Below are 26261 nucleotides of genomic sequence, written 5' to 3' on the forward strand. Positions count from 1 at the left end.
AGGGGAGGGGCTTCGGGCTAAAGGAAACCCTGGATTTACCAATGGAAACGCGTAAAGGCCCTCCCTCCGACGTCGCTTCGATCATCGGGCAGCTCCGCAGGCCCAAGCGGATGGTGGTGACCGCGGGCATGCCGTACGCGAATGGCCCGTTGCACCTCGGGCACCTCGCTGGAGCCCAGCTGCCCGCCGACATCTACGCTCGGTGGTGTCGAATGCTCATCGGGGCAGAGAACGTGCTGTACGTGTGCGGCACCGACGAGCACGGGTCGACCAGCGAGATCGCCGCGGTCCAGGCCGGGCTCCCCATCCGCGAGTACATCGATCGCATCCAGCAGGCGCAGAAGAAGACGCTCGAGCGGTATTGCATCAGCCTGGACGCCTTCTCGGGCACCTCGCAGCCGGAGACCTTTCCGCTCCAGCGAGAGCTGGCGCACGAGTTCCTGACGCGGTTCTCGGAGAACGGCCTCCTCGAGAAGCGCGCAACGCGTCAGTGGTTCGATCCGAAGATGGGGCGATTCCTCCCCGACCGCTACGTGCGCGGCCGCTGCCCCAACCCGCAGTGCGACAACGAGGACGCCTACAGCGACGAGTGCGACCGCTGCGGCCAGCAGCACGCCCCCGCCGCGCTCCTCAACCCGCGCAGCACGCTGAGCGACGCGGTGCCCGAGCTCCGCGAGACGGTTCACTGGTGGCTCGACATGTGGTCCGTGTCCGAGACGCTGCGCGAATGGATCAGCGGCAAAGAGAAGACGTGGCGGCGCGCCATGCTGTCCGAGGTCCTGGAGACGGTGATGCCCTCGGTGCGCCTCGACCGGGCGCACGAGGCCACCTACAAGGAGATCAAGGCGAGCCTCCCCAAGCACAAGAGCAAGCTCGCCCGCGGGAAGGAGCTCGTTGTCCAGTTCGGCAACAAGGCCGATCTGGAGAGCGGCCGCGCGATCCTCGAGCAGCACGGCGTCCGCGTCGAGCTCGTCGACGAGTGGGCGCACCGGTCGATCACGCGCGACATCGCCTGGGGGATCCCGATCACCGAGGATCCGGACCTCGCGGGCAAGACGCTCTATGTCTGGCCCGACTCGCTCATCGCGCCCATCTCGTTCTCGAAGGTGGCGCTCCGCGACAAGGGGGTCGACCCGGCGCGCTATGCGGAGTTCTGGCGCGATCCCGAGGCCCGCGTGGTCCAGTTCCTGGGGCAGGACAACGTCTACTTCTACGTGCTCATGCAGGGGGCCATGTGGCTCGGGACCCAGGAGGACCCGCACCGGCTGCCGGCGGCGGGCGAGCTCCAGCTCACCGACGTCTTCGGCTGCTTCCACCTCCTCGTCGGCGGCGAGAAGATGAGCAAGAGCCGCGGCAACTTCTTCACCGGCAATCAGCTCCTCGACGAGAAGGGCTACTCCGTCGATCAGATCCGGTATTACCTCGCGCTCCTCTCGCTCGCGGAGAAACCCTCGGATTTCGACTTCGAGAAGCTCGACGAGCGCAACAAGTTCCTCGCCGGGCCGATGAACGCCGCGTTCGAGCGCCCCATCTCGGCTGTGCACTCCAAGTTCGGCGGCAAGGTCCCCGAGGGCGCCCTGCTCGACAAGGTGGTCGCCGACACGGTGCGCATCGTCCAGCGCTACGTGCGCGCCATGGATCGGGCCGACTACCCGAACCTTCTCTTCGAGATCGAGAACTACGCCCGCACGATCAACAGCCTCTTCACGCAGTACAAACCGCACGACGATCGGCACCCGGAGCAGGGGCGCCGCGACGCCCTCTACACGTCGTTCTACGTGCTGAAGACCCTGATGATCATGCTTTACCCGTTCGTCCCCGAGACGATGGATCGCCTCCGCGTGTCGCTCCGGCTGCCGCCCGAGGTGTTCCGCCTGGAAGAGCTCGGCACGCCCATCCCCGCGGGCCACGAGATCGGCGCCAAGCAGCCGTATTTCCCGGCGCCGTCGAGGGAGGGCGAGACCTGATCGAGGGCACCTTCACCGAGCGCGCGGGCGACGCCCACGTCGGGCGGAGGCGAGATCTGCTCGAGGGCGGCGCCGCCCTGCAGCCGTGCGCAGACGTGCTCCGCGCGTCGGCCGCAGAGTTTCCGGACGCGGTCCGCGAGCGCCTCCTCCGCGAGCTCGGCGAGCGCGGCCTCGTCGCCGTCCAGCTCGACGAGCCGCTCTCGAACGATCGATTCACCACCCTGGGATCGCTCCTCGGGATCGCCTCTCCGGAGACGGATCCAGCGGTGCTCCCGTACGTGGAGAGGGGCGTGATCCTCAACCTCGTGGCCGAGCACGGGCGCACGGAGGACGTCTCTCTCCAGCCCTTCGCGACGAACCCGCTGACGCTCCACAGCGAGGGCAGCGGCCGGCGGGCCGAGGAGCAGCCTCGGTACATCGTCCTGATGTGCCGCGATCCCGGCGACGAAGGGACCGCGGCCCAGACCGTCCTCGTCCCGATGGCGGCCGTCGCAGAGGGGCTGTCGCCAGACGCGCTGGCGACGCTGGAGCAGACACGATATCGAAGGAGCCCCGACGGTCCATGGATCGCGCGGCGCGTCGACGGTCGGTGGGTGTTCTCGTTCCGCGACTTCCTCTCGCAGCCGCTCGAGTGGACGCACGCGGGGCACGCCCCCTCCGCGGACGCCATCAACGGCGCGCTTCGCGACCTGCTGGCGTCGATGTACGCTCCCAGCGTCGCAATCCGCGTCCATTGGACGCGCGGAAAGCTCGTCATCATCGACAACACGTTCTTTTTCCATGGGCGGACGGCCGGGCGAAGCGCCGGATCGAGCCGGCGCCGCCATCTCCAGCGCCTGCGGATCCTCGCCGGCCCCTCCGCCTGACGGGCCAAGCCGGCCGGAGAGCTCCACGACGTCGCGAGAGGCGACAATCGACCAGGACGCCTGGTAGGCTGAGCCCATGGCGGGGATGGATCCAGCGACGGATTTTTCGGTTCACCGGATCGAGTGCGGCAGCCTGAAGAGGCTCCCGCACCCGACGTGGCCCTGCGAGCTCTGGAGCTATCGCCCGGGGCCGTGGCAACCTCCTGCGGAGGGGACTCACTACGGCGCTGTCTTCTCGGGGAGGCTGACCCTCCGTTGCCGCTCGGGGGTCTTCGAGATCGGCGCGGGGATGGTGTTCTGCGTCCCGGGAGAGCTGGCGTTGCACGGCGAGGGGGAGGCGTTCGGGATCACCCACGTTCGGAGCAAAGGGTTCTTCCAGATCGCCGGGCCGATCGAGGCGTCCGGGCGGCTCCGCTACATCGACGGTTGCACCGACTCCCTGCTCATCGCCCCTCAGGTCCGGGGCGAGCCGTGCCTCAACCACCTGCATTTCCCCCCTCGTACGGACCAGACGCTCCACACCCATCCTTCGCTCCGCGCGGGGCTCATCATGCGAGGGCGCGGCGTCTGCAGGCTGGGCGACCGGCGGGTGCCGCTCTCGCCCGGGCTGGTGTTCCACCTGCCGCCGGGCTCGAAGCACGCGTTCCAGACCGAAGCGGAGAGCATGGATGTCGTCGCCTTCCACCCCGACAGCGACTTCGGCCCCGTTCACGACGATCACCCGATGATCAACCGGACCATCGTGGACGGCATCTCCGCGCGGCACGTGGAGCGGATTCGCACAGCCGAGCAGCCCAATGAGTGAGGAGCGAACCAGGGCTCCGCGGCCCCCAGCGCCGGCGGAGCTCGCTGGGCAAGAGCTCCAGCTCTTCGCCAGGGCCCCGCGCGCGCGCCCCTTCGATCTGCCCGACGAGGCGCACGAGGCCGCGCGGCGCGCCCGCTCCCTCGGGGATTTCGACGATACGTTCGTGCCGACCGTCGACGAGCGCATGCTCGACGTGTACGCGCGGGCGAAGAACCCCGATGATCCGATCGAGCTGCGGGATCTCTGGCTCGGACGCGTCGAGCACGAGCTCGGCAGGCACGCGCACAGGCCATCGCTCGCCGAGCGCTGGCGCGCCGCGACGCTGCGGAGGCAGGTCCACCCGAGCGAGGTGCTCACCTCGCGCGCGACCGTGCGCTTCATCAAGGAGCTCTTCAACTGGTTCTTTCGCGACGACCTCTACGGGGAGCTCCGGTCCGACGATCACATCATCCTCTCGAGCGGGTCCGTCGACGAGCAGGCGTGGGGCCTCCCGGAGGCGTTGAAGGACTGCGTCCGCTTCGCGCTCGAGCGGGACTGGTACGGCTACTCCGACTCGTGCGGGCGCCGCCCGGCGCGTGAGGCTGTCGCCATGTACGAGAACGCTCGGATCGACGGGGCGGTCTACACGGCCGACAACGTCGCGCTGACGATGGGCGGGACCTTCGCGATCAGCGCGCTCGCGGACTTCATCCTCTCGGGCGCGCCGAGGGAGGGGGCGCCCGTGCTGTGCGGGATCCCCAACTATCCCCCTCTCGTGGAGTCGATAGCCCGTCGGCGCAACGTCGAGCTCGTTCCCCTCCCGTCGAGGGCCGGCCACACGTCGCTCGAGCCGCTGATCGCCGCGCTCACGCCGCGCACCCCGCTCGTCCTCCTGCAGACGGTCGCGAACCCGACGGGGGCGGCGGTCTCCGACGCCGATCTCGGGCGGCTGATCGGCGCCGCGTCTCCGTCGACGATGATCGTGCTCGACGAGTGCCACGAGTGGCTCGGCCCGCTCGGGCGGTGCTCGCAGCGGCGCGCGGCCACCAACGTGATCCGCGTCTTCAGCGCCTCGAAGACATGGTCGGCGCCGGGGCTGAAGATAGGTTGGTTCCTCGCCGACGCGGGGTTCATGGCCGACTACTACGAATACGCCTCGACGACCTTCGGCGGGCCGCCTTCCTTCTTCTACACGCTGGTGGAGGTGCTGGCGCGGATGGAGCGCTGGCTCATCACCGGCGTCACGGAGCCGGGAGCGGCCGAGGTCGACGAGTTCGAGCGCTCCTACGGGTTGGATCGCGCGCAGCTCTCGATAGCTTATGAGAGATATCGGACCGAGCGGCGCGCGCGGCAGGACGCGTTGCAGACGCTGCGCGATGCCTCCATCGGCCGGCTCGCGCGAGCGTCCGCGCGAGTCATCTCGCCGCGCTGCTCGATCAACCTCGCCGTCGAGCTACCGGGGTGGAACGACTCGTATCGGTGCTTCCGCGATCTCCTCCGGCAGAGCCGCGTGGCGGTCTTTCCAGGCATCCTGACGTTCTGCTTCTCGGGCGGGATCGTCAGGGTCACGACGGCGCGCCAATGGCACGATCTCTCGTCGGCAATCGCGCGGCTGGAGGCCCAGCTCGGCCTCCCGGGGGGCCGCTGATCGGAAGGCGCGGCCGCCGTGGTTCACGAGCGTGAAGGCGTCTCGCATCTTCTGCTGCACGGTGCCATAGGCTTCCAACACACGCGCTGATCGCCGCCTCCACAGCCGCGATGACCGCGGGGACGGATGATCCACGGCGTCGACCTTGCTCGACGGACGCGCCGCCCTGCGATAGCAGTTGAGCTACCCCGGGCATCACGTCGCCCGGGCGGCGCGACATGAGCGTAAGGGCGCGCACGCAGGGCACGGCTCTCGGGCACGAGGCCGCGCTCCGCGCGCGCGGGGGAGGTGGGAGCCTATGTTGAGCGGTGCTGATGTTTCCGTCCACCAGGGAAATATCCAGTGGGACGCGTTCGCCTCACGGCTCGATTTCGTCTTCATCCGGGCGACGTATGGGATCGAGGGGGTCGACAGGAGGTTCGCGACCAACCGCGCCGAGGCCGCGCGCTGCGGGCTCCTCCGGGGGTATTACCATTACGCGTTACCGCGCCTCGACGCCGCCGAGCAGGCGCAGAGGCTCTGCAGCGCGGTCGGCGACCTCGAGCCCGGGGAGCTCGACATGGTGCTCGACCTCGAGGAGACGCAGCACGCGGGCAACAACGGCCATGTCTGGACGTCGCAGGACACCCTGGCTCTCCAGGTGTGGACCCGCCGCTTCGTCCAGGAGGTGAAGGCGCGCTACCCGGGCCGCTCCGTCATCCTCTATACCCGCCACAACTTCTGGCACGATCACCTCGGCGGCAGCTCCGAGTTCGTCGACTGCCCGCTCTGGATCGCGAACTATACCTATGGCCTCGACTCGGTGCGGGCGAGGCCCCCGGCCAACCCGAAGGAATGGGCGGACTGGGCGCGCAGGAAGCCGCTCAGGGCCTGGGACCCCTGGTCCGCGTGGTCGTTCTGGCAGATCACCGCCAAGGCCGTGATGCCGGGCGTCCGGACCAACACGGTGGACGCCAACCTGTTCAATGGAACGGCGAGCGATCTGCGGCGCCTCGCCCGGCTCGAGGCCGGGTCCGTGACGTCCGAGCCGCTGCCCACGGCCGACGCGCTCTGCCAGAAGCTGCTCTCGCAGGCGGATGACAGATACATCTTCGGACACGAGGTGCGCCTCACCGACCCCAACCCCTCCGCGTTCGATTGCTCCGAGCTCATCGAGTGGGGCTGCGCCCAGCTCGCCGTCGAGCCCACGATGCCTGACGGCTCCTGGATGCAGGCGCGCCACGTGAAGGCGGCGCGGCTGCTCATGCCGGTGGACACGGCGATCGCGACCCGCGGCGCCCTCCTGTTCCGCTTCTCGGCGGATCCGTTCACGGGCGGGCGCCCGGAGCACGCCCACGTGGCCATGAGCCTGGGCGACGGCCGCACCATCGAGGCGCGCGACACCGCGCATGGCGTCGGCGTGTTCCCGGCGCTGGACCGCGGCTGGACACACGCGGGCCGGATCCCGGGCCTCGACTACGGCGCCTCGCCGCCCGGCGGCGGGCTCGCGCGCGGCGCCAGGGGGCCCGAGGTGAAGGCCTGGCAACAGCACCTGTTGATGTGGCGCGCCGGGCTCCTGCCGCGGTCCGGCGCGGACGGCGAGTTCGGCACGGAGACCGAGGCGGCCACGCGGATCTTCCAGCAGGAGATGGGGTTGCCCGTGACCGGCGCGGTCGGGCCCGAGACGCGCGACGCCATGCAGCGCGCGCTGCCGCGCCCGCCCTGCGCGCTCGAGCTGCCGCGCGCGCTGGGCCGAGCGCTCCTGGGCGTCGTCGGCCAGGGGGCGGCCGCCGGAGGCGCGGCGCGCGCGGCGGGGCGGCAGGCAGAGCTCCAGGGAGCGGTGAGCGGGTCGGCGGCGATGGCGACGCCGGGCCACGACGCGGCCGGCGTCCGCAGCTACACGTTCGCGGAGAGCGGCTTCCGGTTCACGGTGACCGCCACCCCCGAGCCGGTCGCGGCGGCTCGGGCGAACGACGCCGGGGGCGCCGTGGCGTTCTTCGCGTCGAGCCAGGCGCAGCCCGGGTCCGCGCGTCTGGCGCCCGTGTTCGACGGGACGGGACTCGACTGGCTGCCGCCGCGCGATCCGGGCGCGCTCACCGGCACGAGGTTCTACGAGCAGGTCCGGGGCCTGTCGCTCGCGGCGCGGGAGGAGCTCTTTCTCCAGGAGGTGCTGCGGGGGAACGTGCCCAGTTTCCTGCGCCGCTTCCATCGCGTCACGGTCGAGGCGCCCGACGGAAAGCGGGGCGTCGCGTACGTGTGCGCCGACTACCTGGCGATCGGCCCGGACACCGATTTCCTGCGCATGCCGCTCACCGGCGTCACCGCCCAGCGCGTGGCGGATGCGTGCGGCTGCGTGCTGCCGACGAAGAAGCTCGTGAAGGACATCTATGCCGCCTCGCGGAAGCAGACGGCCATCCCGTTCGATCCCCAGGACGGCACCAAGGTGGAGCGCTTTCGTGACCACCACCTGGCCATCGAGCAGCACCGGGTCGGCGAGCTCGGCGAGCTGCTCGCGGGACACAAGAAGGACGTCGTGGTGACCAACCGGCTGCACCACCACGCGCGCCGGCTGGCGATCTTCGGCTTCTACAAGGCGGACGGCAAGCCGTGGCAGCCGCTGGACACGTCGCTCCGGCGGCGGCTGCCGCACGAGGACACCTACGCCGACTACAGCCACGGGGTGCGGCTGATCGGCGGCCTGATGGCCCTCGGGTCGGAGCAGCGCTGCGTGGCCGACGTCCTGCTCGACCCGGCGCTGTGCGGCCTCGTGAGCGACGAGGGGATCATCAGCGTTCCGAGGTACGAAGTGCACCCGCTCGGGTGACCGTTGCGGTCGTTTTGCCGCGGCCGAACGTCGGGGTGAGGTGAGGGGTGGGGCTCGGCTACACTCCGCGGGTAGCAGGAGGAGTCCCCGCGATGGAGCTGAGACGCACGAAGGCCATGGGCGATCACGGCAGCCTCATCGATGCGCTCGCGTCGGTCAGCGAGGCGGAGCTGCTCGACGCGATCGTCGCGCTCGCGAGGCCGCGGCACATGTTCCGCCAGCGCGCGGAGAACCGCCGCGCGGCGCAGTACGTCGCAGGTGCGCTCGAGGAGCAAGGCTATGCCGTCGAGGTCGAGGGCGAGCTCGCGAACGTGGTCGCGATCCCTCGGGCCGCGGTCGATCGCCCGATGATCCTCGTCGGGGCGCACTACGACAGCGTGCCCGACACGCCCGGCGCCGACGACAACGCGAGCGGGATCGCCGCGATGCTCGCCTGCGCGAGGGCGCTCTCGCGCTTCGAGCCGGCCCTGCCGGTGGGCTTCGTGGCCTGGAACGGCGAGGAGGACGGGCTGCTCGGCAGCGTCGAGTTCGTGGCGCGCCATCGATCGCAGGGCGGAGCGCCGATCGCCGCCGTGCACGTGCTGGAGATGGTCGGCTACGCGAGCCACGAGCCGGGATCCCAGCGGATGCCGGTCCCGGTCCCCGGCGCGCCGGACGTCGGCGACTTCATCGGGCTGCTCACGAACCACCGCTCGAACCACCTCGTGGAGCTCGCCGCGAAGCAGGCAGAGGCGCTGGTGCCCGAGCTGCCGGTCGTGGGCCTCAAGGTCTACCTCGGCCTCGAAGAGTGGCTCCCCGTGCTCCACCGGAGCGATCACTCGCCGTTCTGGAAGGCGAAGATCCCCGCCATGCTCTGGACCGACACGGCGGAGTTCCGCAACCCGAACTACCACCGCCCGACGGACACCCCCGAGACGCTCGACTATGGCTTCATGCGCCGCGTGACGCAGCTCGTCCTCGCGACGGTGACGCGGCAAGTCCGGACCGGCTAGAAGGAGAACCCCATGGTCATCGAGCTGACCCCGAGCTTCAAGGTGATCGACGCGCGCTTCCGCAAGCTCGCGCTGCCGCACGTGCACGTCGAGAAGCTGTACACGGGCTGCCGCTGGGCGGAGGGGCCGGCGTGGTTCCCGGCGGGGCGCTACCTCGTCTGGTCGGACATCCCGAACGACCGCATGATGCGCTGGGATGAGACCGACGGCTCGGTCTCGGTGTTCCGCCAGCCCGCGATGAACACCAACGGCCACACGGTCGACCTGCAGGGCCGCCTCGTGTCCTGCGAGCACCGCGGCCGCTGCGTCTCGCGCACCGAGCACGACGGCTCGCGCACGGTGCTCGCGTCGCACTTCGAGGGAAAGCGGCTGAACTCGCCGAACGACGTGGTCGTGAAGTCCGACGGCAGCGTCTGGTTCAGCGACCCGAGCTACGGCATCGACAGCGACTACGAGGGCGACGCGTCGCCGAGCGAGCAGGGCGCGCAGCGCGTCTACCGCCTCGACCCGGCCTCCGGTGCGCTGACGGTCGCCGCGGACGACTTCGTGCAGCCCAACGGCCTCGCCTTCTCGCCGGACGAGTCGCTGCTGTACATCGCCGACACCGGCGCGACGCACGTGAAGGGCGGCCCGCACCACGTGCGCAAGTTTCGCGTCGACGCGAAGGGCACGCTGACCGGCGGCGAGGTGTTCGCGATCTGCCCGGTGGGCGTGTACGACGGCTTCCGCGTCGACGTGCACGGCAACCTGTGGCTGTCGGCCGGCGACGGCGTGCACTGTCACGCGAGCGACGGCGCGCTCCTCGGGAAGGTGCTGATCCCCGAGACGGTGTCCAACGTCTGCTTCGGCGGCGCCAAGCGCAACCGCCTGTTCATCTGCGGCACGACCTCGCTCTACGCCGTCTACCTGAACACCCGCGGCGCCGGGCGCTAGAATACCGATCACGTTGAAACCCGGAGAATTTTCACAGGGAGGCGGGGAGGCGGGGAGGAAGAAAAAAATGAATCTCTCGCTCTTCCCGTCTCTCGCTCCCCGCCTCCCCGCCTCCCTGTGAAATTCCTGCTTTCTCTCGTGGTTTCAACCCGTTTGTCGCTCTAGCTAGCAGCGATGACCGCGGTCCGGCGCCTGCACCGCTTGACGCGGCCTGGAACGGGTCAGCGTCCCTCCTGATGCTGTCGGCCGTAGACCAGCAGCATGGCGATGATCACGGCGCCATAGATGATCTGGCGGCCGGCCTCGGGCATCTGCAGCACGCTGAGCATGCTCTGGAGCAGCACGATCAGGATGGTGCCAAGGACGGTGCCGAGGTACGTCCCGCGCCCGCCCATGATGTTGGTTCCGCCGATCACCACCGCGGCGATGGCCGGCATGAGGTAGTCGTTGCCCATGGCCTGGTAGGCCTTGTGCGAGAAACCGGCCAGCAGCATACCGGTCATGGCGGAGCACACGCCGCACATCACGAAGGCGCCGATCAGCACCAGGTGCGTTCTGACGCCCGACAGGTAGACGGCCTGCTCCTGGTTGCCCACGGCATAGATGTAGCGACCGAGCGCGGTCCTCTTCAGCACGAAGGTGCCGACGCCACCGACCAAGATCCAGACGAACAGCGAGTTCGGGATGGAGAGCGTCTTGCCCACGGCCAGGACCTCCATCCACTCCGGTGCCTCGCTGCGCGGAGCGAAGCCGCCGGTGTAGAGCACCATCAGCCCCTGAAGCACGGTGTTCGTGCCCAGCGTGAAGATCATCGAGGGCACGCGCAGGTAGGCGACGCCGAGCCCGTTCAAGAGACCCGCGGCGGCGCCGACGGCCAGGCCGCAGGGCAACGCGGCCCAGCCGCCGATCCCTGCGGCCAGCATGGCGCTCGAGGTGAGCACCCACGGCAGCGAGAGATCGATGTGACCGAGCAGGATCACGATCATCATGCCCGTGGCGGCCACGCCCAGGAAGGCCGCGATCTGCAGCTGTTGCAGGATGTAGTACGGGCTCAGGAAGCTCAGCGTGCCCTGGGTGACCAGCGTGCCGATCGAGCCGGTCACGAGCACGACGCCGATCGACAGCAGCGCGTACCAGGTCGGCTTGTCGATCTCGCCGAGTCGGCTCTTGAGGGAGAGGGGCTGTTGCATCGAGCTCACCTGAAGACGTGCAGCCGGTTCTTGACGCGGATGACCCAGAGCGCGCCGAGGCAGACGGCCGCGAGCAGGATGAGGCCCTCGAACAGCGGCTGGTAGAGCGGGTTGGCGAGGAGGCCCAGCGCCGAGCCCTCGTCGAAGACGCGGAAGTTGAAGGCGACGGAGCGGAGCACCAGCGCGCCGAAGAGCGATCCGATGGCGCCGCCGATCCCTCCGTACAGCGAGGTGCCCCCGATCACGACGCTGGCGATGGAGTTCAGCGTGTAGGAGCCGGCTTGTGGGATGTCGGCGTTGCCCGACGTCGTCTGCAGCGCGAGGTAGAGGCCGCCGACGCTGGCGAAGAACCCCGACAGCGTGTACGCGGCCAGCTTGACGCGCTTGATGCGGACGCCCGACATGTACGCCGCCTCCTGCGACGCGCCGACGGCGTAAGCGCCGAGGCCGTAGCGGGTGCGGCGGTAGTAGGCCCAGAGCAGCGCGAGCAGCGCCATCCAGATCGCGGGCGACGGGATCTTGCCGACGAAGCCGAGCGCGCCCTCGAGGGGGGCGGCGCCCGCGACCTGCAGCAGCTCGTTGAGATCGAAGGTGGCCGCGAACGCCAGATCGCCGTCGACCTGGCCGCCGGGCGTCGGCCTCAGGAACAGCGCGACGCCGAGGAAGATCGTGCCCGAGGCCAGGGTGGCGATGATCGGTTGCAGACGGCCATAGACCACGAGGCAGCCGTTGAGCAGGCCCGCCGCCATGCCAACGGCCAGGCACAGCAGGATGCCCAGGAACATCGTGAGCGCGCTGCCGGCGAGGACGTGCGAGGCCACGCAGTTGACGAGCGTGATCACCGCGCCCACGGACAGATCCAGGCCGCCGGTCAGCACGGGGATCGTCTGGGCCATGGCCGCCGCCACCAGCACGAACGACTCGTTGGCGTTCTGCCCCAGCAGCGGCGCGCTGAAGCCCTTGGGATGGGACAGCGAGTAGAGCCCGTAGAACAAGATGCACAGACCGACGGCCACGAGCAGGCCCTGGTTCTGGCGCAGGCGGAGCTTCCAGTCGTTCATCGTGCCTCCGATGGCGCGCGTTCGTCTTCGCGCTTCGCGCGATCAGGCCCGCCGCGCAGACCGAGGGCCAGGTCCAGGATGTTCTTTTCGGTGATGTCGGGCCCCACGAGCTCGCCCTGCACGCGGTTCCGGTAAAGGACGAGCACGCGGTCACAGCAGCCGATCAGCTCGTCGTAGTCCGTGCTGTAGAAGAGGATGGACGTGCCGGCGTCCGCCAGCTCGCGGAGCAGCTGGTAGATCTCCTGCTTCGTGCCGACGTCGATGCCGCGGGTGGGATCGTTGAGCATCAGCAGCCGCGGCTCCGTCATCAGCCACTTGGCCAGCACGACCTTCTGCTGGTTGCCCCCGGACAGCGACGAGACCGGGTGATCGAGCGAGCCGATCTTGATCTGGATGCGGCGCACCATCTCGTCGATGCGCGCCGCCTCGCGCCGGCGGTCGAGCACCAGGCCGCGCGTGAACTTGTCGAGCGACGCCAGCGACAGGTTCGTGGCGATGGACATCGGCAACATCAGGCCTTCGGTCTTCCTGTCTTCGGGCACGAGGGCGATGCCGTGCGCGCGGCCCTTGGCCTGGCGCGGGCTCGTCAGCTTGACCGGCTTGCCGTCGATCTTGATCTCGCCGCGCACATCCCTGAGCACACCGAACAAGCCGAGCAACAGCTCGCGCTGGCCCTGGCCGTCGAGCCCGCCGATGCCGAGGATCTCGCCCTTGCCGAGCTTGAACGACACGTCCTCGAGCTGCCGCTCCCAGCTCAGGCCGCTCACCTCGAGCAGCGTCGCCGGGAAGCTGCGGGCCGCCGGCTTCGGCGGGAAGACGTGACCCATGTCGCGGCCGATCATGAGCTCCACGATCTGGTCGTCGCTGCGCTGGCCCTTGGCGAAGGTCTCGATGTGCCGACCGTTGCGGAAGACCGACATCACGTCCGCGAGCTCCTTGATCTCGTGCATGCGGTGCGAGATGTAGAGCATGCCGACGCCCTGAGCCTTGAGCTCGGCCAGGAGCTCGTAGACCTTCTTGACGTCGGTGTTGGTCAGCGCGGAGGTGGCCTCGTCCAGGATCAGCAGCCGCGGGTTCTTGCCGAGCGCCTTCGCGATCTCGACCATCTGGCGGCGCGAGAGCGGCAGGTCGCTCACCCAGGCGTTCGGGTTCACGCCCTCGCAGCCGACGCGCGCCAGGAGCTCCTCGGCCCTGCGGACCTGCGCCTTGCGATCGAAGAGCCCCAGGCGGCTCGTCGGCATGGTGATGCCGATGTTCTCGGCCACGGTCAGCGTCGGCATCAGGGACAGCTCCTGAAAGACGCAGACGATGCCGGCGGCGTTCGCCTCGATCGGGTGGTCGAACCGGACCGGCTTGCCGTGGAGCAAGAGCTCCCCGGCGCTCGGCTTGACCACGCCGCCGATGATCTTGATCAGGGTGCTCTTGCCCGCGCCGTTCTCGCCGAGGATGGCGTGCACCTTCCCCGGCTCGCAGGCGAAGTCGACGCCGCTGAGGGCGGTGACTCCGCCATAGTGCTTGGAGACGGCCCGGAGCTCGAGAAGCGGAGGGCTCACCGGTTCGGTCATGATGCTGGGGCGCCCGCGGGGCGCTACTTCACGTCTACTTCACGTTTCACGTCTACTTCACGTTTCACGTCTGCTTCACGTCTACTTCACGTCGGATTCCGACTCGTTCATGATCTTCACGCCCGAGATGTTGACCCCGCAGGGCGGGAACTCGTTGGGCGTGAAGAAGTTGTCGGAGAGCTGGGAGAAGAAGCTCTCGCCGTCCTTCAGCGTTGTGTGATCGGCGGCGGGGATCGGCACGGAGATCATCTGCGGCAGCACCTTGCCTTGCAGGCCCTCGAGCGCCGCCTTCATCGCGATGGCCGCGAGCCCCGGCGACTGGCCGAGCGACAGGCCCTTCATGCCCTGTTCGTGGTGCTTCGCGATCAGCTTGCGCACGCCGTTCTCGGCCTCCGTGGCGACCGGGATCGGCTTGTGTCCGGCGTCGAGCAGCGCGCGGACGGCGCCCGTCGAGCCGCCCTGCGCGAAGAGCGCGTCGAACTGGCGGTGCACGGCCAGCGCGTCGGCCACCGCCTTCTGCGCCTTGCCGTCGTCCCAGCTGCCCACCACCTCCACGATGGTGTAGCTCTTCCCCGGCGCTTCCATGACCTGGCGGAAGCCGAGGTGGCGGTCGCGATCGACGGAGTTGCCCTGCAGGCCGCGGACCTCGAGCACCTTGCCCTTCCCGCCGAGCTGCTTGTCGAGGAACTCGCCCCACTGGCGCCCCATCGCCAGCTGGTCCTCGTTGACCTGCATCACCTTGTCCGTGTCGAGCACGTTGTCGAACGGAACCAGGACGACGTCCTTCTTGTCGGCGAGCCGGATCACGCGATCGAAGCCGTCGGGGCTGACGGCGAGCGTGACGATGCCGTCGAAGCCCTGGTTGATGAAGTCCTCGATCGCACCGAGCTGGGCCGCGACGTCGGTGCCGGTCGACACCACCTTGAACTCCTTGATCAGCGGCGCGATGGCCGGATCCTTGGCGAAGGCCTTGGCCGTCTTGACCATCTGGATGCGCCAGGCGTTCCCGACGTAGCCGTTGACGAGCGCGAGGCGGAACGGCGGCTTTCGCGCCGTCCACTGCAGATACTTGGTGTCCTGCTTCCACGGCGCGAAGCACTCGGGGTTATAGCCGGGCCCTGGCACGACCTTGGGCCCTTGCCCGCTCGGCGCCTGCGCGGCCGCGACGCTCGGCGCCTGCGCGGCCGCGGCGCTGGCGGAGCCTGCTGCGGCCGGAGCGCTGTCGGGCTTGTCTTTGCAAGCAGACAGACCAGACAGACCAGACAGACCCAAGAGCCCGAGCGCGCAGCTCAACACCGCCGCCGCGCGCCGCGCCGATCCACGTGACTTCAACTGGCCAATCGACATCGTGCCGCTACCTTTCGAGCAAAGAGACGTGGTCGGATAGAGACCTCTACGGCCCATCCCACGTCGTCACGTTCTCGCCCTCACGAACCACGAGGGCAATGTCTGCGTGCCGCCGTATTGCTCACGGCAAAAGCACTGGGGTACAAACGATTCGCGTCTGGCGAGCGACGGTGTCGCGCGTCATTCCCGGGCACCACGCGGATTTCGCGAGCGCCCTCGAAATTCAATGACGCGATCGGCGACGCTCGTGGGGCCTACCACGAGAGATCTTCTGGTTTCGTGGCCTAGGAAATCCAAACGCGATCCGGAAGTCAAGTTCCTCGTTGTGAACGTTCCCATCTCGTACAGCCACGCTGCACGCGCTGGCTGAATGATGAAACTTCACGCGAATCGCCTTTCTCCTGGAAAAATGGCGCTATATCAAAAGCTTATGTGCCAGAGGAGCTCCGCTCAGCGGCGATGGCGTGACCGAGGAGCCCTATGATGCGTTCCGCGTCATAGACGCAACCACCCCAGCTGCCGCCGCTGGCATCCTGAAGCGCAGCCCACAACCGCGTATCCGCGTTCACTCGGCCGTCGGGTTGAAGGGCTGGATTGGGCGAGCGGGCGGCAAGACCGCCTGCGTCCACACCCACGACGTCCACCGTCCCCTCCAGCTTGCGCGTGTCGATCCGCAGCCTGATGCGGTCGCCGTCGCGCACGCGGCCGATGGGTCCACCCGCCCACGCCTCCGGGCTGACGTGGCCGATGCACGCCCCGGTGGACACGCCGGAGAAACGACCGTCCGTGACCAGGGCGATACGATGCCCCTCCTTCACGTGCTTGAGGGCAGAGGTGATCTGGTACGTCTCCGGCATCCCGATACCGGGGCCGATGCCGATCAGCACCATCACGTCACCCGGTTGCACGGCGCCCGTCTTGATCGCCTCGATCGCCGCGTCCTCGCTGCCGAACACGCGCGCAGGCCCTTCGTGCAGATAAACGCCGTCCGGTCCGATCACCTGGGGAGCGATCGCGGTGCTCTTCACGAGCGCTCCCTCGGGCGCGAGGTCGCCGCGCAGGAAGGTCACCGTGCTGGTGAGGCCGCGCTCGCGTGCCTCCCCGGCGGACATGATCACGTCGTCCGGATCGATGCCGTCCAGCTGCCGTAGCTTGTCGCGCAGGCGCCGGCGCCGCTCGCTGCGCTCCCACCACTCGAGGTTCTCGCCCAGGGTCCGGCCGCTGACGGTGCGCGCGCCGAGCCGCAGCAGGCCGAGCTCGCGCAGATGGAGCATGACCTCCGGGACGCCTCCCGCGAGGAAGACCTGAACCGTGGCGTGGTGTTTCGGCCCGTTGGGCAGCACGTCCACGAGCCGCGGAACGAGGGCGTTGATGCGCGCCCAGTCGTCCACCGTGGGGCGCCGAAGCCCGGCCGCGTGGGCGATCGCCGGCACATGGAGCACCAGGTTGGTCGACCCGCCGACGGCGGCATGCAGCACCATGGCGTTGTGGACCGAGTCGTCGGTGACGATGTCCCGCGTGGTCGCTCCACGTCGCTCGAGGGCCATGAGCGCGTGCGCGGAGCGGCGGGCGAGGTCGCGCCAGATCTCGGCGCCCGACGGGCTGAGCGCGCCGTGCGGGAGGGCGAGGCCGAGCGCCTCCGCCACCACCTGGCTCGTCGCGGCCGTGCCCATGAACTGGCAGCCGCCGCCGGGGGAACCGCAGGCGCGGCAGCCCATCTCGGCGGCGTAGTCGAGGCTCACCTCCCCGCGCGCATAACGCGCCGCGAGCGTCTGGACCTTGGCGGTGTCCTCGGCCTCCTCCGCGAGGAGCGTGACGCCTCCCGGCACGAGCACCGTGGGGAGATCGAGGGTGCCGGCGAGCGCCATCAGCATGGCCGGCAGGCCCTTGTCGCAGGTGGCGACGCCGAGCACGCCTCGGCGGGTGGGCAGCGAGCGTATCAGTCGCCGAAAGACGATGGCGGCGTCGTTGCGGTAAGCGAGGCTGTCGAGCATGCCGACGGTGCCGTTGGTCCGCCCGTCGCACGGATCGCTGACATAGCCGGCGAACGGGATGGCCCCGCCGGCCGTGAACGTGCGGGCTGCCTCCTCCATGAGCAGCCCCACCTCCCAGTGCCCGGTGTGGTACCCGAGCGCGATCGGCGTGCCGTCGGGCGCGCGGATCCCCCCCTGCGTGCTGAGCACGAGGAACTGCTTCCCGTTCAGGCGCGCAGGATCCCACCCCATCCCGGCATTCTGAGTCCAGCCGAACAGCTCGCCGCTGGACATGGCGCGCAGCTGCTCGGCGCCGAGCGGGAGGCGCCCCGACGGTCCGGGCGCGGTCGTGCGCAGGGTGTAGATCGCCTCGCTGCCGGACTCGAATACCGGGTCGTGGCTCATGCGCGGGGTGCGATGGGGTCGCGGGTGGCCCGGCCGTCGACGAGACGCGATATTCCGAGCGGATTCTCGTCGCGCAGCTCCAGCGGGAGCAGCGCGGGCGGGCACGACTGGTAGCAAACGGGGCGCGCGAAGCGGAGGATGGCCGCGGTTCCAACCGACGTGAAGCGCGCGTCGCTGCTCGCTGGATACGGCCCGCCGTGGTGCATGGCGTGCGACACCTCCACGCCGGTCGGGTAGCCATCGAAGACGAGGCGGCCCGCGACCCGGCCGAGGACATCGACGAGGTCCTGGGCGGCGGCGAGGTCGCCGGCGGTCCCGTGAAGCGTGGCGGTGAGCTGGCCGTCGAGCGCGCCGAGGAGCTGGAGCAGCTCTCCGCGGTCCGAAGCGGTGACGAGCAGCGTGTACGGTCCGAAGATCTCGTGCGCGAGGTGCGGCTCCCGCGCGAAGTCGGCGGCGGAGACGCGAGCGACGCGCGCGCCGGCGTCGGTCAGCCACTCCACGCCTCTCAGCTCCCGCACGGAGCGGTCGAACGACGCCTGGATACCGGCGTGCAGCATCACACCCGGCGTGATGGCGCGGGCCCGGTCGGCGACCGACCGCGCGAACGCATCCCATTCGGGGGAGGCCAGCCCCAGGACAAGGCCGGGCTTGGTGCAGAACTGGCCGACGCCGAGCGTGCACGAGTTGATCAGCCCTTCGGCGATCGCGTCGCGGCGCTCGCGCAGCGCGCCGGGCAGCACGACCAGCGGGTTGATGCTGCTCATCTCGGCAAAGACGGGGATGGGCCGCGGCCGGGCGGCGGCGGCGTCCCAGAGGGCGCGGCCCGCGCGGGTGGACCCGGTGAAGCCCACCGCCTGGATGGCCTCGTGGCGCACCAGCGCGAGCGAGACCTCGGGCGAGGCGCCGTGCACCATGCCGAACACGCCCGCGGGCAGGCCCGCCTTCTGCACGGCGGAGCGCAGGGCCGAGGCCGCGAGCTCGGAGGTACCGGGGTGCGCCGGGTGGGCCTTGACCACGACCGGGTTGCCCGCGGCGAGGGCGGAGGCGGTGTCGCCGCCGGCCACGGAGAACGCGAGGGGGAAATTGCTCGCGCCGAAGACGGCGACCGGACCGAGCGGCCGCAGCATGCGGCGCACGTCGGGGCGCGGGAGCGGCTTGCGGTCCGGCAGCGCGGGATCGATCCGGGCATCGACCCAGGAGCCCTCGCGCGCGACGGCGGCGAAGAGGCGCAGCTGGCCGGTGGTGCGGGCGCGTTCGCCTTCGAGGCGGGCGATGGGCAGCCCGGTTTCCCGGTGCGCGGTCTGGATCAGGGGGTCGCCGAGCGCCATGATCTCGTCGGCGGCGGTCTCCAGGAGCCGGGCGCGCATCTCCGGCGCGAGGCCGGCGAGGGCCGGCGCCGCAGCCACGGCGGCGCGGGCGGCGGCGTCGATCTCGTCGGCGGTGGCGTCACGGTAGGCGCCGAGCGTTTCGCCGGTGGCGGCGTTGTGGGCGAGGAATTCCATGGGGCGCCTTGTCAACGTGGAGATACGGGGTTCGCCAGCGTGCCGACGCCGTGGATCGTGATCTCCACGAGATCGCCGGGCTCCAGGGTGAACGAGTCTGGCGGGACGATGCCGGTCCCGGTCATGAGGACGACGCCCGCCGGGAAGCTCAGCTCGCGCGTGAGGTAGGCGACGAGCTCCTCGGGCGAGCGCCGCATGCTCGCGGTCGAGGTCTTCCCCGCGAACACCGCCTCGCCCCGGCGCCGGATCGCGAGCTCGATGGAGAGCGCGCGCAGGTCCAGCCCGGGCTCGTCCGCGAGCGCGATGGCGGGGCCGAGCGCGCAGCAGCCGTCGTAGACCTTCGCCTGCGGCAGGTAGAGGGGGTTGTCGCCCTCGATGGACCGCGACGAGACGTCGTTGCCGGCCGTGTAGCCGACGATGCGGCCCGCCGCGGAGACGACGAGCGAGAGCTCCGGCTCGGGCACGTTCCAGATCGAGTCGCGCCGGACGCGCACCGGCGCGCCCGGGCCGACGACAAGGCGGGGCGTCGCCTTGAAGAACAGCTCGGGGCGCTCGGCCTCGTACACGCGGTCGTAGAAGTCGCCGCCGCCGGCGCTCTCCTCTTTGCGCGCGGCGCGCGAGCGCTCGTAGGTGACGCCCGCCGCCCAGACTTCCTGCCCGTCGATCGGGGCGAGCAGCGGGACGTCGGGCGGGAGGGGGTGGGCCGCGGCGCGCGCGCGCGCGTCGCGCACCGCGCCGAGGGGATCCGGCAAGGCGAGCCACGAGGCGACGGACGCGAACGCCTCCGGGGATGCCGCCGTGAGGTCGTGGCGCGCTCCCCGCTCGTCCTCGAGCCCGAGCCGAGGACCGCCACCGCTCGCAAACCGAAACAGCTTCATGTCCGCACCTTCCTACAGGGTCGCCCTGTCGATCGCGATGCCAGGGCCGCGCCGCGCTGCGCGTCCACCCACGCACTCTCGATGCAATCCTGGAATCGCGTCAACACTTCTCTGGCCGGCGCTGAGCTTCGCCCTCGTCGGCGCTGCCTACCTGGCGCGGCAGCCCGCCCTGCCAGGAAAGCGGGTCGACGGCGCGCTGGCGTGGTGGGCCTGCCTGCCGTTCGCGCCGTCCGGCCATGGTCGCTCGGCGACGATCGCGGCAGCCCTGCTGTTGAACCGGGGGCTCGCCGCGAACGCGAGCGAGGCGGAGGCCCAGCTCCGGCTCCGACGGCCTGGGATCCGGCTGAACGCCGCGCAGCGGCGATCTCTGGAGGGAATGCTGACTCGAAGTCGGGCATGAACCGCTCGATGCCCGGTTGTGGCGAGATCCGCACGTCACGCCCGTTGACGTCGGCTTCACGGCCGCAGATCGATCATCACCTTCGTTCTCTCCTCGGCCGTGAGCCGCCCCTGCTCCTCGGTCCCGGTGTCGATGCCGGCAGTGGCCTCCGGCTCGTCGTCCTCGACCCCGCGGGCGAGCTCCTTGCGCTTCGAGCCGATGAGGACCTGGAACCATGCATCCCGCTGCATCACCGTGTGAAAGATTCGCTCCTCGTACGTATCCTTCAGCAGGAAAAACTGCACCTTGACCGGCCCTCGCGTCTTGCGGCCTTCCCGGTCGACCCGCCCCTCGCGCTGCTCCATCTTGGCCGGGTTCCACTCGACATCGTAGTGCAGCAGGTAGCGGGTATGCTGCTGCAGATCGATGCCCTCCTCGCCCACGCGGCTCGTGAGCAGGACGAGCGGAGCATAGGGACGGTTGAAATTTTCCCGACGCATCTCGCGGTCCTCGTCGCGTTGCGCGCCGTCGAAGCGAGCCACGTATCCAGGGTGTGAAAGCACGTGCGCGAGCCGGCGGATCTCGCGGCGCGCGCGGTCCTGGTTTTCCTCGCTGAACGCGTCGCCCTGCTTGGGTGTGTCGTCGAGGTAATCATCGACGATCGTCTCGAGCGATTTACGCAACCTGTGCCCGACGCGCTGCATGAGGAACGTCTGCACCTCGAAGGGATCCGGCTGTTCCCCCCTCGCCCTGAACCACAGGGCGAGCCGAAGCAAGAAGAGCGGCTGCGTGCAGTGGTTCTCCGCCCGGTTGAACATGATGTCGACGATCTCACCCTCGTCGGCCTTCATTTCGAGCCCCGTGCCCTCGAGCAGCTCCCGCGTGACCACGAGGAACCGGCGGTCGAACCTCCCGCCGAGCTGCGCCTTGACGGCCTCACGCTCCTCTTCCAGCGCCGCGCGGATCATCACCCGCGCGTCGTCCAGGCTGGCCCAGCCGGCGGCCTTCACCTGCTCTTCGACGAACGGATCGATCCGCGCCTCCACCGCCTTGTCGAGCGCATGCTTGAGCGCGCCGGCGGTGTGGATCAGCGTGTTGAAGACGAGGATCTTGCCGAGCCCTGCCTGGGGCCGCGCAAGGAGCGCTTCCAGCTCCCGATCGAGGATCCTTCCGACCACCGCGCACAGGGCCGCGATCTTCGGGTGCGCGTGGCCCGAATCCTGCAACCGCTTGACCATCGCACGGGTCCTCTCCGCGCGGGGCAGGTTCTTCTGGAGGATTGCGCTCGCCGCGAGCTGCTCGTAGCTCGACAGGCATTGCCGGAGATCCCCCGCGACGAAAGACGGCGTCTCGTGCGCATCTTCCCCCTGGCGCACCTGCGCCGCCTGCTGGGCGTCGACGAGCAGATCGCGCAGGTGCAGGTAGACCCAGGCGTCATTGCCTTCGAGGGGGATGAGGGGGCTCGACCCGACGAGCGGACGCAAATCGTCGAGCTTGCCGAAGGGGCGCGGCTCGTAGCCGCCATCCTTCTTCTCGGTCAGCGTGTAGTCGCGCTCGCTCAGGTCCTTGACGTTGCGGAGGAGATAGCGACGCAAGAGCTCCTGCAAGCCCGGCGTGCCCGGGTGCTGCCCGCCCGACGCGTCCTTCGTGCGCAGCTCGTACAGGCGCTCCACCCACCGGCTGCGCGCCTCGTCCGAGGGCGACAGGCGCCGCCGCGCGTAGAATTGCCCCAGGGCATTCTCGTAGCGCTCCAACCCGTCCCGCGTCCGCTCGATGTCCTCCTCGGGCGCGCGCACGATCCGGAGCAGATTGAGCATCTCCTTCGTCGCGAGCTGGAACGGGGTCGCCGTCAGCGCCAGCGTGAACCGGCCGAGGAGCCCTCGCTCGCGGCTCTCCGCAGTCTGCTCGGGGAAGAACACGCGGCTTCGCTCGGTGTGCAGGCCGGTGAAGTGGTGCGCCTCGTCGGCAATCACCACGTCCCAATCGGTCCGGCGCAGCCAGCGCACAATCGGCGAGGACTCGCCGGCGCGGCCGCCGGTGAGCAGGAGCGGCTTGACCAGGTAAAACCGCCCCGGCGGGACCTGGAACCTCCCTGCCTCGCGCACCCCCCGCATCTCGTCAGCTTCCCAGCGTTTGCCGATCTGGGTGACGTCGCGCAGCATCTGCCGGAAGGGCTTCCAGTCGTCGCCGGCGACGTATTGCTGGAACCCTCGCCCCTGGGTCTCCGGCTTCTCGATCTCGTCGAACCACTTGTTCATCAGGGCCGGCTCGGCCACGACGAGCACGCGCTGGATGGGCGTGCTCGTTCGCTGGAAATGCCGCCAGAGCAAGGCCGTGATCCCGAGCGCCTCGTACGTCTTGCCGCACCCGACCTCGTCAGCCAGCACGATCCCACGCTGGCCCCGGACGAGCAGCGCCTCCAGCGCGGCCCGCATCGCGCGCATCTGGTGCTCCCGGTCGAGCCCGATCCCGGCAGCGAGCTGGTGGATATCCACGCTCATCACGTACTCCTCCGCGCGCGCCGCTTCGGCCTCTCCGCGTCGTTCCCCTTCGGTGGTGCCACCTGCTCTCCGGCGGCGATCCGCCGCAGCAACGCGGCGGCGCTGTCCCGCGCAACACGCACCTCGTCGAGGAGCTCCTGCTGCACGCCCCCCGCCAGAGATACCGATTCGAGCGCTGCCGCGAGCTTTTCCGCCTCCATCGCGGCATACGCCGGCGCCGGATCCTCATGGCATGGTGGCACCATGTCGAGCACACGGGCCACGTGCTCGGCGACGCGCGCCACGAGGTACGCGCAGCGCAGTCCATCGATGGAACCTGCGCAGGCCGAGGTCAACGAGCGCCTTAGATCGCCCGACCATCTGCGCAGCGCGAAGCGCGAGCAACGTCGCCCAACGAGCCCATTCTCTTGTTTGTCCAGCCCCAGCCGGACGTTCCGGAAGAACGTATCGAGCGACGCCTGGTGCAGTGTCGGCCCCTTCTGCTCGCCCTGTCGAGCGGCCTTCCACGCTTCGATCTGCGCGTCGATGGCCGTGGCGCGCTGCTCTGGTGTGGCCGTGGGCATGAGCAGGGCGTCCGCGGCGATCGCCTCGGTCTCGATGAGCAGGTTTTCCCGCAACGCGAGGGCGTCCTCGAACCGCACGTTCGGGCGCACCTCGCGCGCATCCAGCACGGCGCCGCCGCTGTCGAGCGCCTCGAGCCGCAGCGCGAGCGTCCGCAGCCTCCGCCTGCCGGTCTCCGGGTCCTCCTCCTCGAGCAGCGGCCCCTGGATCTCGAAGGCGTATTTCCCCGCCCCGAGCAACGCGCCCTCGAAGAGGACCTGCGTCCCCTGCTGTTCCACGGCCAGCACGCGGATGCGATCCACGCTCGGGCTCCAGGCCTCGCCACAGACCACGAGGACGCGCGTCTTCGGATCATAGAGCGCCTCGCCGACATCGAAGATCAATGGCGGGGGCGGGGCGGGGATGAGCGCGAGGGGCAACGGGCCGCGGTAGACGTGAAAGAGATCGCCGAGGTCGAACTCCTCGAGCACGTCCGCGGTATCCGCCGAGCTGGCAGGCATGGAGAGCGCCAGCGCGCACTCGGCATTTCCGCGATCTCGCGCCGCCCGCAGGAGCGCCGAGGGTGTGAAGTTGGGCGAGCCCCAGAGCACCGTCGTGCGCTTCTTGCCGAAGATGGCCACGAGCTTTCCGTGGAGTCGCCGCGGCTCGGCGCTGAGCGCCTGCGCCCGGATCTCCACGGCGGCCGCGAGCTCCTCGAGGGCCAGGCGAGGCAGCGGCATGGGCTTGTTCGGGTCGATGGCGTCGGTGCAGAGCGAGAGGCGCGGCGTTTTCGCCCGCGGCGCCCACGGGAGGCCCTCCCCGAGCGCATGGCGCAGGAGCGAGTCGGCCCCCTCCGCCTCCGGTTTGTCGGCCTCCAGGAACGGGCTCACGACGAGGAGATGCTGCACCGGATCGTCGCCATGCAGATCGCGGAGCTGCTCCCAGATCGGCACCTCGTAGGAATGAAAGAACCGCAGATCCAGGCCGCGCCGCGGCGCTGGCAGATCATCGAGCACGAGCGTCGCTTGGTCCACGACGTCGAGGACCCGCTCGATGGAGTCCTCAGCGACGTGCAGGTTGCCGGCCACGCGTCGGACGAACGCCAGAATCTCCTCGAGGACCGATCGAGGAGGTGACCGCTCTGCGTCGGGCGCGAACACGAGCGGCGTGAGGAGCTCGAGGTTCGCGCCGAGCCCGCCCCGCGTGAGGTTGGCGCTGCCGATGGCGGCGAAGACCGCGCCGTCCCGGACCGCGAGGAAGAGTTTGGAATGGAAGACGCCACTCGGGCGCCTCGCCCGCAGCACGTGGACACCGAGCGCGGTCCCCGCGTCCACCACCCCGTCTGCGATCACGAGCGGATGCCGCAGCCCATATTTCTCGACGAGCGGCTTCCAGAGGCGCTCGTTCGCGAGGTCGCCGTCGTACCCGAACGACAGACCGAGCGCGTGCGTGATCTCGCCGCCGCCGGCGAACCGATCGAGCTCGTCGAAGAGGCGGGTCTCACGCTTCATCGGCCACGTCCTTCGGGTGCAGGTTGAGATCGGCTGCCAGCTGCGAGAGCTGCGCGAAGCGGAGCGAGTGCAGGAGCGGGCGCAGCGGGCGCGGGTCGTGCTTCACGAGCTCCTCGCCGTCGAGGAAGAGCCATTCGCCCTTGCCCTTCTTGGCCGAGACATCGCGGTGATGCTCGACGAGATCCGGCAGGAGCCGCGCCGCAAGCTCCCCCGCACGCTCGATGGCCGCGTCACGGGTCCACAGGAGCAGGCGCTCGACGATCGGGGTTGGGTCGTCGCCGAGCCAGCGCGCGTAACGCTCGTCGAGGCCGAGGCGGAGGAGGAGCTCGATGGCGAGCGCGCCGATCTCGGGCCAGGGCCGACGGGTCTCGTCGAGCAGATCCTGGGCCACCTCCGTGGGCGAGCGGTGCCCTGCCCAGGCGGCCGCGGACGCGGCCTCGAAATCGATGCCCGCGCGCTCGGCGATGCGCTCGCGCCAGGTCGCAAGGGGACAACGGCCCTGCTCCGCGGTCGGCTCGAGCGCAGAGGCGAAGAGCGCATTGAGGCCGAGGGCGGCGAGCTGGTAGGCGCCGGCGATCTGGACGGACTGAAGGCGGTTCGTGGGAGGGAGCGCCAGCGCAGGCCGGAGGACGCTCCAGTTCGTTCGCGTCTCGAAGAGGGCGGCCTCCTCCGCGGGCCTGCCGCCATCGTCGGTGATGAGGTCCGCGTCGTTGTCGGTCGAGTCGCTGCCCACGGACGCGAAGCCGAGCAATTTGTGCTCGAACAGGACCTGCACCGTCTCGCGGCGCTCGATGCCGTCGCCGTCGGCGCCGAGGAGCGCCGCGACGAGGTAGCGCCGCTCGTAGGCGCCCATGCGGCTGCTCAGGCACATGCGCGCGCCAGCCTCGAGGAGGGTGCTGCGCCGCTTCTGTTGCTGCGTGCCGCCCTCGAGCGCCCAGCCCACGACGCCTTCGTCGATCACCTTCTCGAGCTGGTTCGCGAGCTGCTGTCCGCGATCGGTGAGGCGCAGGCCTAGGCCCTCATCGAGGTCGTCCTCCTCGATGAGGCCCAGGCTCGCGAGCGAGGTGCGGTAGAGGCGCAGCGCGCCGTTCGATACCTGGTTCTTGAGGACGCGCGTCGGCAGCTCCCACAGCCCTGCGCCTCTTCGCTCGGACACGAAGCGGCGACCGCGCCGACGGCCGATGTAGGCGCACGCGAGAGGATCGTCCTCGTGCTGCAGAGCCTCGCAGAGGACGAGGAGGCGCTCCAAGCGGAGCGCGCGCTCGAGGTGCGTGCGCGGCGGCGCATCGGCCTGCGCGCGAGAGAGAGCCCAGCAGAGGAAGGTGTAGTAGCGGGCCCGCGAGGTGAAGACGTTGAGACCCGGCAAGAGCCGATCGGCTTGCGCCATGGCGTGCGCTTGCAGGCCCAGAGGGTCAC

17 protein-coding genes are annotated in these 26261 nt (G+C 69.7%); 7 read left to right on the top strand and 10 right to left on the bottom strand.

Annotated elements, in window-relative coordinates; genetic code table 11:
- Positions 1 to 41: 41 nt before the first annotated feature.
- The 7 genes from WMF12_RS42795 (at position 42) to WMF12_RS42825 (ending at position 9993) form a co-directional block, all read left to right on the top strand.
- A complete protein-coding gene (locus WMF12_RS42795) occupies positions 42 to 1967 on the top strand; it encodes a methionine--tRNA ligase (protein WP_437854468.1) in 1926 nt (641 codons plus the stop codon).
- Positions 1968 to 2062: 95 nt separating this feature from the next.
- Entirely contained in the window at positions 2063 to 2833 is a 771-nt protein-coding gene (locus tag WMF12_RS42800) for a TauD/TfdA family dioxygenase (RefSeq protein ID WP_437854469.1), read from the top strand.
- 76 nt (positions 2834 to 2909) lie between these two features.
- Positions 2910 to 3638, top strand: a complete 729-nt coding sequence (locus WMF12_RS42805) for a cupin domain-containing protein (RefSeq protein WP_437854470.1) — start codon at positions 2910 to 2912, stop codon at positions 3636 to 3638.
- Positions 3631 to 5265, top strand: a complete 1635-nt coding sequence (locus WMF12_RS42810; protein WP_437854471.1) for a pyridoxal phosphate-dependent aminotransferase — start codon at positions 3631 to 3633, stop codon at positions 5263 to 5265. Before WMF12_RS42805 ends, WMF12_RS42810 begins: the two co-directional genes overlap by 8 nt.
- A 298-nt stretch (positions 5266 to 5563) precedes the next feature.
- Complete coding sequence (locus tag WMF12_RS42815) at positions 5564 to 8068, top strand: GH25 family lysozyme (protein ID WP_437854472.1); 2505 nt, start codon at positions 5564 to 5566, stop codon at positions 8066 to 8068.
- Between the two features lie 92 nt (positions 8069 to 8160).
- Positions 8161 to 9060, top strand: coding sequence for a M20/M25/M40 family metallo-hydrolase (locus WMF12_RS42820; protein ID WP_437854473.1), 900 nt, complete (start codon positions 8161 to 8163; stop codon positions 9058 to 9060).
- A 12-nt stretch (positions 9061 to 9072) separates the two neighbouring features.
- Positions 9073 to 9993, top strand: a complete 921-nt coding sequence (locus WMF12_RS42825) for an SMP-30/gluconolactonase/LRE family protein (protein ID WP_437854474.1) — start codon at positions 9073 to 9075, stop codon at positions 9991 to 9993.
- A gap of 221 nt (positions 9994 to 10214) precedes the next feature.
- Here WMF12_RS42825 and WMF12_RS42830 read toward each other — a convergent pair whose 3' ends face one another.
- From WMF12_RS42830 to WMF12_RS42875, 10 genes are all read right to left on the bottom strand, one after another.
- Positions 10215 to 11183: an ABC transporter permease gene (locus tag WMF12_RS42830; protein ID WP_437854475.1), complete on the bottom strand. Its 969-nt coding sequence runs from the start codon at positions 11181 to 11183 to the stop codon at positions 10215 to 10217.
- Positions 11184 to 11188: 5 nt separating this feature from the next.
- Positions 11189 to 12244: an ABC transporter permease gene (locus WMF12_RS42835; protein WP_437854476.1), complete on the bottom strand. Its 1056-nt coding sequence runs from the start codon at positions 12242 to 12244 to the stop codon at positions 11189 to 11191.
- Positions 12241 to 13809 (bottom strand): sugar ABC transporter ATP-binding protein, encoded by a 1569-nt coding sequence (locus tag WMF12_RS42840; protein WP_437854477.1) that lies wholly within the window; start codon positions 13807 to 13809, stop codon positions 12241 to 12243. The genes WMF12_RS42835 and WMF12_RS42840 overlap by 4 nt, the downstream gene beginning before the upstream one ends.
- Before the next feature lie 81 nt (positions 13810 to 13890).
- A complete protein-coding gene (locus WMF12_RS42845; protein WP_437854479.1) occupies positions 13891 to 15141 on the bottom strand; it encodes a sugar ABC transporter substrate-binding protein in 1251 nt (416 codons plus the stop codon).
- Between the two features lie 443 nt (positions 15142 to 15584).
- Complete coding sequence (locus WMF12_RS42850; RefSeq protein WP_437854480.1) at positions 15585 to 17534, bottom strand: YjhG/YagF family D-xylonate dehydratase; 1950 nt, start codon at positions 17532 to 17534, stop codon at positions 15585 to 15587.
- Complete coding sequence (locus WMF12_RS42855) at positions 17531 to 19036, bottom strand: aldehyde dehydrogenase (NADP(+)) (RefSeq protein WP_437854481.1); 1506 nt, start codon at positions 19034 to 19036, stop codon at positions 17531 to 17533. The genes WMF12_RS42850 and WMF12_RS42855 overlap by 4 nt, the downstream gene beginning before the upstream one ends.
- An 11-nt stretch (positions 19037 to 19047) precedes the next feature.
- A complete protein-coding gene (locus WMF12_RS42860) occupies positions 19048 to 19914 on the bottom strand; it encodes a fumarylacetoacetate hydrolase family protein (RefSeq protein WP_437854482.1) in 867 nt (288 codons plus the stop codon).
- A 456-nt stretch (positions 19915 to 20370) separates the two neighbouring features.
- Positions 20371 to 22794 (bottom strand): DEAD/DEAH box helicase, encoded by a 2424-nt coding sequence (locus WMF12_RS42865; RefSeq protein WP_437854483.1) that lies wholly within the window; start codon positions 22792 to 22794, stop codon positions 20371 to 20373.
- Positions 22794 to 24845: a phospholipase D family protein gene (locus tag WMF12_RS42870; protein WP_437854484.1), complete on the bottom strand. Its 2052-nt coding sequence runs from the start codon at positions 24843 to 24845 to the stop codon at positions 22794 to 22796. Before WMF12_RS42870 ends, WMF12_RS42865 begins: the two co-directional genes overlap by 1 nt.
- Positions 24835 to 26232 (bottom strand): hypothetical protein, encoded by a 1398-nt coding sequence (locus WMF12_RS42875; RefSeq protein ID WP_437854485.1) that lies wholly within the window; start codon positions 26230 to 26232, stop codon positions 24835 to 24837. The genes WMF12_RS42870 and WMF12_RS42875 overlap by 11 nt, the downstream gene beginning before the upstream one ends.
- Positions 26233 to 26261: the final 29 nt, after the last annotated feature.

This window comes from Sorangium sp. So ce363, assembly GCF_051520435.1.
GTDB lineage: Bacteria > Myxococcota_A > Polyangia > Polyangiales > Polyangiaceae > Sorangium > Sorangium cellulosum_B.